Source organism: Anaerotignum lactatifermentans (assembly GCF_014982935.1).
Classification (GTDB): Bacteria; Bacillota; Clostridia; order Lachnospirales; family Anaerotignaceae; genus Anaerotignum; species Anaerotignum lactatifermentans.
The window spans coordinates 1-8,911 of the sequence record NZ_JADCKK010000083.1 but is presented as its reverse complement, the minus strand read 5'-3'; the positions used below and the strand labels follow the sequence as shown (position 1 = coordinate 8,911).

General features: G+C 45.1%; 4 protein-coding genes and 1 pseudogene. 2 read left to right on the top strand and 3 right to left on the bottom strand.

Going from position 1 to position 8,911, the window contains the following annotated elements; genetic code table 11:
• Nucleotides 1–281: 281 nt before the first annotated feature.
• The 3 genes and pseudogenes from mmuM to INF29_RS13240 form a co-directional block, all read right to left on the bottom strand.
• Complete coding sequence (gene mmuM / locus INF29_RS15160; protein ID WP_193487148.1) at nucleotides 282–2,363, bottom strand: homocysteine S-methyltransferase; 2,082 nt, start codon at nucleotides 2,361–2,363, stop codon at nucleotides 282–284.
• Nucleotides 2,363–3,855: pseudogene (locus INF29_RS13245) on the bottom strand (BCCT family transporter). The gene mmuM and the pseudogene INF29_RS13245 overlap by 1 nt, the downstream one beginning before the upstream one ends.
• Before the next feature lie 400 nt (nucleotides 3,856–4,255).
• Nucleotides 4,256–5,935 carry a glutamine--tRNA ligase/YqeY domain fusion protein gene (locus INF29_RS13240; protein WP_243184180.1) on the bottom strand — a complete coding sequence of 560 codons (1,680 nt, stop codon included), beginning with the start codon at nucleotides 5,933–5,935 and terminating at the stop codon, nucleotides 4,256–4,258.
• Nucleotides 5,936–6,109: 174 nt separating this feature from the next.
• Here INF29_RS13240 and INF29_RS13235 point away from each other — a divergent pair, with 174 nt between their 5' ends.
• Together INF29_RS13235 and htpG are read left to right on the top strand one after the other, a co-directional pair.
• Complete coding sequence (locus tag INF29_RS13235; RefSeq protein WP_193487146.1) at nucleotides 6,110–6,565, top strand: DUF5721 family protein; 456 nt, start codon at nucleotides 6,110–6,112, stop codon at nucleotides 6,563–6,565.
• 135 nt (nucleotides 6,566–6,700) lie between these two features.
• On the top strand, nucleotides 6,701–8,758 hold the full coding sequence (htpG, locus tag INF29_RS13230) for a molecular chaperone HtpG (protein WP_193487144.1): 2,058 nt from the start codon (nucleotides 6,701–6,703) through the stop codon (nucleotides 8,756–8,758).
• Nucleotides 8,759–8,911: the final 153 nt, after the last annotated feature.

Here is an 8,911-nt window from a genome sequence, read left to right as displayed (position 1 = left end):
TAACCATCGAATCAAAGCAAAGTTAAAGGGCTTGCCACCTGCAATTTACAGACAACAAGCCCTTCTGGCTTCTTAAACAATTTTAATTTGAAAATATTGTCTAACTTTTTGGGTTCAGTTCATCATAATAGAGGATTTCAGCTTTCCTGTTTTTTCGTATGTTTCCTTCCGCAGACAGCCGTCGTAATTTTCCTTAAAAAATCAAGAAAAAGGAAGTTTCATATTTTCTTAAGTGGAATTTGCTTACAGTTCTCTGTCTTTTACTTTCTGGCAATCCAAACTTATTTCTTTCTTGCCAATTCCGCCACTTCCCGGATATTATCCGGTGTGGTACGGCAGCAGCCGCCTACGATTTTCGCACCAGCAGCAATCCATTCTGCCGCAAAATCACAGTAGCATTTACCATCTTTATTGCCATGCCATGTTTTTGTAACAGGGTCGTATTCTTCACCGCTGTTGGGGTATACAATGATGGGTTTTGTGCTGTTGTTTTTGATTTCTTTGATGAGGCTTGCCACAAAATGAGGGGCTGTGCAGTTGATGCCAATGGCTTTTACACATTCAAAGGCTTCCAGCGCTTTTGCGCAGTCTGCAATCTTTGTGCCGTCGCTGATTTCTGTTTCATTTTTGCAGCTGAAGCTGATCCAGCATGCCGCATTCATTTCCTGTGTCAGTTCCGCTGCCACAAGTGCTTCATCCAGACAAGGAATGGTTTCCACTGCGAAAAGGTCTGCCCCTGCATCCCACAACAGTTCCATACGACGTTTATGGAAGTTGCGCAAATCTTCTTTGGATACGCCATAATTGCCGCGGTATTCGGAGCCATCTGCCAGATATGCCCCATAAGGTCCAACGGAAGCGCATACCAGAGGATAAGCTCTGCCAGCGTCTTTGCCTTCTGCCTGCCACCAATCTTCTCTTTCCTTCACCATGATGTCCACAGAACGGCGGATGAGTTCTTCCGCTTCCGCTTCTGTATAACCGCGTTTGCAGAAACCATCAATGGTTGCCTGATAGCTTGCAGTGATACCGCAGTCTGCGCCTGCTTCAAAATAGCTGCGGTGTACTTTTCCGATGAGTTCCGGCTGTTCTGCCAGTACCTTTGCGCTCCAAAGAGAGTCGTTCAGGTCGCAGCCCATCCGTTCCAGTTCTGTTGCCATGGCGCCATCTGCCACCATAATGCCTGTCTGTTTCAAAACTTCTTCCAATGTATTTCGTTTCATGCCACACACCTCGTTGATGATCTGTTCATAAGCCAATGCCACTTTTTTAATTTCATCCACATGAATCTGTTCTTCGGGACGATGGGACATGCCATTTTCCCCGGGTCCAAAGTATACCACAGGAATGCCGTAAAGATTCATGAAGCCGCCTTCACCCCAGCCAGTCATAACAGTCAGTTCCACATCTTTTCCCAATGCTTTGGAAGCCGCCTGCCAGATACGCAGGAAAGTCGCGCCTTCTCTGTCTGTGCAGACATCGTTCCATTCGCCGGTCTTGGTAATTTTCACGGAAAAGTCAGGGTCTTCTGCCTTACATGCCGCAGTCAGTTCCTGCAATTTCTGCAAAAACAGTTCTGATTTCTGCCCCGGCAGATACCGCAGGTCAATGGTCATTTTTGCGTAAGGGGGCACCACATTGGGGGTGCTGCCGCCTTCCATGACACCTACGCTCATGGTAGGTGCGCCGTAAAGGGGATGTGCCATTTGTTCCAATTCCGGCAGATATGCCTGTAATTTCTGCAAAAATGCTGTTGCCATGTAAATGGCGTTTTTCCCCATGTGAGGCATGCTGGAATGGGCGCTTTTGCCGAAAAATTCCACATCAATCCATGCTTCCCCTTTGTGTGCTGTTGCCATGGTTCCACCAGTCGGTTCCGCAATCAGGGCAAAATCCACTTTCGGCAGATAGCCCTTTTCCAGCGCTTTTTTGATTTCTTCCCCAGCGTATTCCTCGTCTGTGGAAAACATCAGGTACAAATCTCCTTCCAGGGGTTTCTGGCAAGCATTCACAAATGCCGCCAGCATGGAACCGCAGCCGCCTTTCATATCCACGGAGCCACGACCATACAAAATGCCGTCTTTGATCTCCGCGTCAAAAGGATGTTCCATGCCTTCGGGAGAAACCACATCCAGATGACCTTCCAGCAAAAGCTGGAATTTGGGGTTTTCGCATGTTTTCGCCGCGATGATATAAGGTTCTTCTGTATCAGCGTCATAAACAGTGACATTCGCGTCACAGGATTCTTTCAGTATTTTTTCTGCCAGAAACACCACTTCCCGTTTGCCTGCACCCAAAAAGCTGTTGATACGGCAAAACTGCTGTGTCCATGCGACAGAAGCATTTACATATTTTTCTTCCATCAGTCATTCCCCCATTTGTTTTCTTTGCTCTTATCCACATACTGACGGATAGTGCCATCGGAAATATCTTTGCGCAGGACTTTGCCGAAAGACCAGAACAATACCACCAGTGCCACCAGTACAGGCAAAGAGGAAATGGTGATAAGGGACTGAATGGTACTAAGCACATTTAGTCCTTCCACGCTGTGTTCCAGCAGCAAAATGCCTACGGGAATGATCATAAACAGTACACACCAGAATGTTTTGTACCAGCTATCGGGTTCTTCATCGGCTTTCAGACCTTTAGATGTATACATACTCAAAGCGGTGCCGTTTGCTGTGGCAGAAGTTGCCAGATTGAAGAAAATCAGAATCATAAATACAAAAATGCAAAGTTTCGGCAAAGGCATGGTCTGCAGTACCAGCAATGTAACGCCGTTGTTGCCTACTTCGCTGATGACGCCGGAGAAATTCTGGCCATGGAACAGTTCCTGACCCATGCCATAGTTACCCAGAATACCGAATGTTACCCAACATGCCAATACTGCCCAAATGCAGTTTGCCACAGTGATTTCACGGAATGTTCTGCCGTAAGAAGTTCTGGCAATCCACAGACCGCACATAAATGTCAGTGCCACACACCAAGCCCAGTAGAAAATGGTCCAGTTCCGTACAAAGCCTGTCTGGGCAATGGCATCAGAGTTAAAGCTCATGCGGACAAATTCACGGATATTGGTACCGATTGCCATGACGATATTATTCAGAATAAAGCTGGTGTCCCCAACGATGAGTACGAAAATGAAAAAGGCAATTGCCAGCCATACGTTGAAGTCACTGATGCGTCCCATACCTTTTGCAATGGTTTTGGATGTAGAAAGGGTAAAGAACAGACAGAAAATGATGATAATGCCGATTTTCAGCGCAAAAGAGTTTTCAATACCCAGCAGGCTGCTTGCCAGTTCCCCCATAACAGGTGTACCGATGCCGACGGTGGTCATCATTGCCATGAAATAACAGAATACCATGATGGCATCCAGTACCCAGCGGAAGGCTTTTTTCCCTTTGGAGTCACCGCCGATGAGGTTGCTGCACAGGGCGGAGATACGCAGATCGCCGATTTTTTTATTCCAATACAGATACCCAATGGCTACCCCTGCCACCAGATAAAACGCCCATGCAGAAAAGCCCCAATGGAACATGCCGTAAGTGGAAGCATATTCATAGACCTGCACGGAATAAGGTTCGATGCCGAAAGGCGTACCTGTTACATAGTACATCCATTCACACATGCCAAAGATCAGGATACCTGCTGCCAACGCGGAGCAAAGGTTCATAGCGATCCAAGTAAATGTTTTATAATGCGGCTTTGCATCCCGTCCCCCAGACGAATATCCCCAAATTTCGTCGTCAGGAGCACGATGGCACCTACTGCCATACCAAAACCGATGAGCAAATACAGCCATGCCATATCTGTTGTAATGAAGTTATAAACCTGTCCAATGGCTGCTACCATGGCTTCCGGCACCAGCACAATAGGAATGATGACAATTGCCAAAATAAAAAAGCCGCTGCGATGAGGGCTTTGTTCGCGTGTTGAAACATATTTACCTCCTCCTGAATCACGAAAATTTCATTATATATACAATATACAGTATATTTTATACCATATTCTGTATATATAATCTTCTTTGGTAATTCTGTGAACTCTCCCTACTTTTCCTTTGTACCTCCTTCTTTTTATCCAGAAAAACACTGTCACTGTTCCCCCGCCATTTTGAATACATATGCAAAAACTATACACCTATTTTTCCACTGTTGCAATACAAAAGTGTACATTCACCAAAAAATATTTTGCTTGCTCATGATAAAAAAGCGTGTATGTCTTTTCAGACACACACGCTTTGTCTATCATCTTATTTCAGTTTGAAAGAGCTCTTCAGAGGCACGATACGGTTGAATACCAGATGATCTTCTGTAGTATCTTTGGTATCTACAATGTAGTAACCGTTACGCATGAACTGATAACGCTGGCCTTTCTGTGCACCGGCGATGGATTTTTCAATGATTACATTTTCCTTCACTTCCAGAGAGTTGGGGTTCATGATCATTTCGCCGCTGGGATCGTCAGGGTTATCCAGCATCATGTAGTCGTACAGTCTTGCTGTTGCCTTCACGTTGTCGGAAGCGCTTACCCAATGCAGAGTACCTTTGACTTTTCTGCCTTCAAAACCACTGCCGCTTCTTGTTTCAGGGTCATATGTGCAGTGTACTTCTACCACATTGCCGTTTTCGTCTTTGACAAAATCGGTGCATGTTACGAAGTAAGCCCCTTTCAGACGAACTTCTTTGCCGGGAGCCAGACGGAAGAATTTTTTCACAGGTTCTTCCATAAAGTCTTCCCGTTCGATATACAGTTCTCTTGTGAAAGGTGCCAGTCTTGTGCCCAGTTCAGGATTTTCAGGGTTGTTTTCCAGTTCCATCATTTCTACCTGATCTTCAGGATAGTTTGTGATAACCAGTTTCAGAGGGTCCAGAACTGCCATAACAACAGGCGCTTTTGCTTTCAGGTCGTCACGGATACAGTAATCCAGCAGACCGCTGTCTACCATGCTGTTTGCTTTGGATACGCCGATACGTTCGCAGAAATCACGAATGGATTCAGGTGTATAACCTCTGCGGCGCAGACCGCTGATGGTCGGCATACGAGGGTCATCCCAGCCGTCAACCAGACCGTCTTCTACCAGCGCACGGAGTTTTCTCTTACTCATAACAGTATTTGTCATACCCAGACGGGCAAATTCAATCTGTCTGGGAGGATTTACGGTATAACCAGCTTCTCTAACTACCCAGTCGTACAGAGGACGATGGTCTTCAAATTCCATGGTACAAATGGAGTGGGTAATGCCTTCGATGGCATCTTCCAGAGGATGGGCAAAGTCATACATAGGGTAGATGCACCATTCTGTACCAGTTGTGTGGTGAGCCGCATGGGAAATACGATAAAGGACAGGGTCTCTCATGTTGATGTTGGGAGAAGCCATGTCGATTTTCGCACGCAGTGTATGAGAACCGTCAGGGAATTCCCCTGCTTTCATCCGTTCAAACAGTTCCAGGTTTTCTTCCACACTACGATTGCGGTAAGGGCTTTCTTTGCCGGGTGTGCTCAGTGTACCTCTGTACTGACGCATTTCTTCTGCTGTCAGGTCACATACGAAAGCCTTACCTTCTTTGATGAGTTTCACTGCCACTTCATAATATTTCTGGAAATAGGAAGAAGCGTAGTACAGTCTGTCTTCCCAGTCGAAGCCCAGCCATTTTACGTCTTCCTGAATGCTTTCTACATATTCCACATCTTCTTTTGTGGGGTTGGTGTCGTCAAAACGCAGGTTGCATTTACCGCCGTAAAGTTTTGCCAGACCAAAGTTCAGGCAAATGGATTTTGCGTGACCAATGTGCAGATAGCCATTGGGTTCCGGCGGGAAACGGGTATGAATTTTATTCAGTTCCCCTTCCAGGTCTGCCTGGATATAGTTATGTATAAAGTTACCGGTGGCACCCAGACCACTGTTTTCCATTGTTTTTTCTTCTGCCATAGGGTTTTCCCTCCTACTTCCTCTTACATTAAAAATACTTGTCTTTCATTATAATATAGCATGGCATCAAACGCAATAAAAATACATGATTTTTCCTTTCCGCCTCCCGTGCATTGTCAAAGAAGACAAAAAAATGTATAATGACAGGCGAAGAAACCAAAGGAGGATACAGCAATGCTTGCTTTTACCATACCAGACACCAGACACTTTATGGCGCTGCTCTTAAAGGGCGATGCCTTTGACGATTTTGCTTTTCGACAGGGAGAAATCTCCGCTTTTGCCTACGTTTCCATTGACGGCAAACGGGATCTGGATTATTACGACGAAACCGTCACAGAGCCTTGGTGCAGCTGGAGCGAGATCAAGTCCCTTGTGTTTCAGGCAGTGAAAGGAAAGAAAACACCAAAGAACATGAAGCTTGTCCTTTCCCTTTCTCAGGAAAAAACAGCATCTTTCCCCAACGCAAAGGCGTTGTTCTGGAATCTGTTATTCCGGGAAGATACCTTATTATGCACCCTTTCTGCCGCTCAGGAAAGTTTTTCTCTGGATAAGACCCACGAAGCCCAGTGGGAAAGCTGGGTGCTGGACTTTTGCCAGAGCCATGGCATTTCCATTCAGAAAGAAAATTAATAATCGAAATTTTGTTAGCACTCAATTTGATTGAGTGCTAATTTTTTCTTGACTTTTGTCCTCCGAGTGTTACAATATTCTTTGTAAAGCAGAAAATATATGGATTTTTCCATCAATCATAGGAGGCTGAATAGTATGAATGAAAAAGGGAATCTTTCCATTAACAGTGAAAATTTCTTACCAATTATCAAAAAATGGCTCTATACCGATAAGGATATTTTCATCCGTGAACTGGTATCCAATGCCTGTGACGCAGTAACCAAACTGAAAAAGCTCATGATCATGGGGGAAGCAGACCACATCCCCGCTGATGAAAACTTTTCCGTTCATGTGGTACTGAACAAAGACGAAAAGATCATGCAGATCGTGGATAACGGTATCGGTATGACCGACGAGGAAATCAAGAAATACATCAACCAGATCGCCTTCTCCGGCGCAACAGATTTCCTGTCCAAATACGAAGAAAAAGCAGATGGCGACAACGAAATCATCGGTCATTTCGGTCTGGGCTTCTACTCCGCTTTCATGGTAGCCGATAAAGTAGAAATTGATACATTGTCCTACCTGCCCGGCGCAGCAGCTGCAAAATGGAGCTGTGCAGACGGCATCGACTACGAAATGGCAGACGGCACCCGTACAGAACGCGGTACCACCATCACACTGCACGTCAGCGAAGACGGCGAAGAATTCCTGGATGAAAGCAAAATGTACGAAGCATTGCAGAAATACTGCGCATTCATGCCCGTTCCTATCTTTATCGATGTCATCACCAATGACGAAGAAAAAGTAGAAAAAGCAGAACCCGAGAAAAAAGACAACACCATCCATATTTCTCAGGAAGAAGCTGCCACACTGACAAAGGACGAAATCCTGGCAAAAGCAAACAAAGATAAAGCAGAAGAAACAGAAAGCGCTGAAGGCAGTGAAAAAGAAGAGGATAAAGAGGAAGAACCCAAACCTTTGAACGATCCTTCTCCCCTGTGGCTGAAACAGCCCAAAGACTGTACCGATGAAGAATACAAAGCATTCTACCACAAAGTATTCTTCGACCTGAATGACCCTCTGTTCTGGATTCACCTGAACATGGACTATCCTTTCCGTCTGAAAGGTATCCTGTACTTCCCTAAACTGGTAGAACAGATGGATGTCGTAGAAGGTCAGATCAAACTGTACTCCAATCAGGTATATATCGCAGATAACATCAAAGAAGTGGTACCCGAATTTCTGCTGCTTCTCAAAGGTGTGCTGGACTGCCCCGACATGCCTCTGAACGTATCCAGAAGCGCATTGCAGAACGACGGCTATGTGGAAAAAATGAACAGCTACATCACCAAGAAAGTAGCGGACAAACTGAATCAGCTCTTCAAAGCTGACAGAACCGCTTACGAAGGTTTCTGGGATGACATCGGCATGTTCTTCAAATACGGCTGTATGCGTGAAGAAAAACTCTATGACAAAATCAAAGACGCACTGCTGTTAAAAACCACCGACGGCGTATACGAAACCGTTGCAGAATATCTGGAAAAGAACAAAGAAAAACACGAAAACAAAATTTTCTTTGTTACCGACGAAGCACAGCAGGCACAGTATATCCGTATGTTCAAAGAACAGGGTCTGGAAGCGGCAATCCTTACTTCTCCCGTGGATAAACCCTTCGTTTCCTTCCTGGAATACAAGAATCCCGGCGTAAAGGTACAGCGTATCGACGCGGACATCACCGATACTTTGCAGGAAAAAACAGAAGGCGAAGAAAGCGAAGCAAAGAAACAGGCAGACGCCTTTGCAAATACCCAGATGGAAAACCTGTTCCGCGGCGTACTGGGCAACGAAAATCTGAAAGTTAAAGCGGAAAACCTGAAAGCGCAAAATGTATCCGCTATGATTCTGCTCAGCGAAGAAAGCCGTCGTATGATGGAAATGATGGAAGCATACGGTGACAACGAAATGTACAAAGCCATGTTTGCACAGGTAAAACCTGATGAAACACTGGTGCTGAACAAATCCAATAAACTGGTGCAGTTCCTCATGGACGCAGCAGGCAAAGAAGATAAGAAAGAAGACTGTGACATGATCTGCCATCAGGTATACGATCTGGCACTCATGAGTCACAGAACACTGACCAGCGAAGAAATGACTGCTTTCATTGACAGAAGCAATCAGATTCTGGAAAAACTGGCAGAACTGGAAAAATAAAAACTATCGAATGCAAAACAAAAGCCGAAACGGCAGTGTGAAACTTTTTCTGTAAATATGTAATTGAAGAGGTTCTTCTATGGTAAAATTTAAATCATAGGAGGACCTTTTATTATGGCAAAACAGAAGAAACCCATACATCGGGTACAAATG

What these genes read in the sequence shown, in the direction of transcription:
- htpG (WP_193487144.1), top strand. Translation starts at nt 6,701, where the DNA reads ATGAATGAAAAAGGGAATCTTTCCATTAACAGTGAAAATTTCTTACCA.
- mmuM (WP_193487148.1), bottom strand. Translation starts at nt 2,363, where the DNA reads ATGGAAGAAAAATATGTAAATGCTTCTGTCGCATGGACACAGCAGTTT.
- INF29_RS13235 (WP_193487146.1), top strand. Translation starts at nt 6,110, where the DNA reads ATGCTTGCTTTTACCATACCAGACACCAGACACTTTATGGCGCTGCTC.
- INF29_RS13240 (WP_243184180.1), bottom strand. Translation starts at nt 5,935, where the DNA reads ATGGCAGAAGAAAAAACAATGGAAAACAGTGGTCTGGGTGCCACCGGT.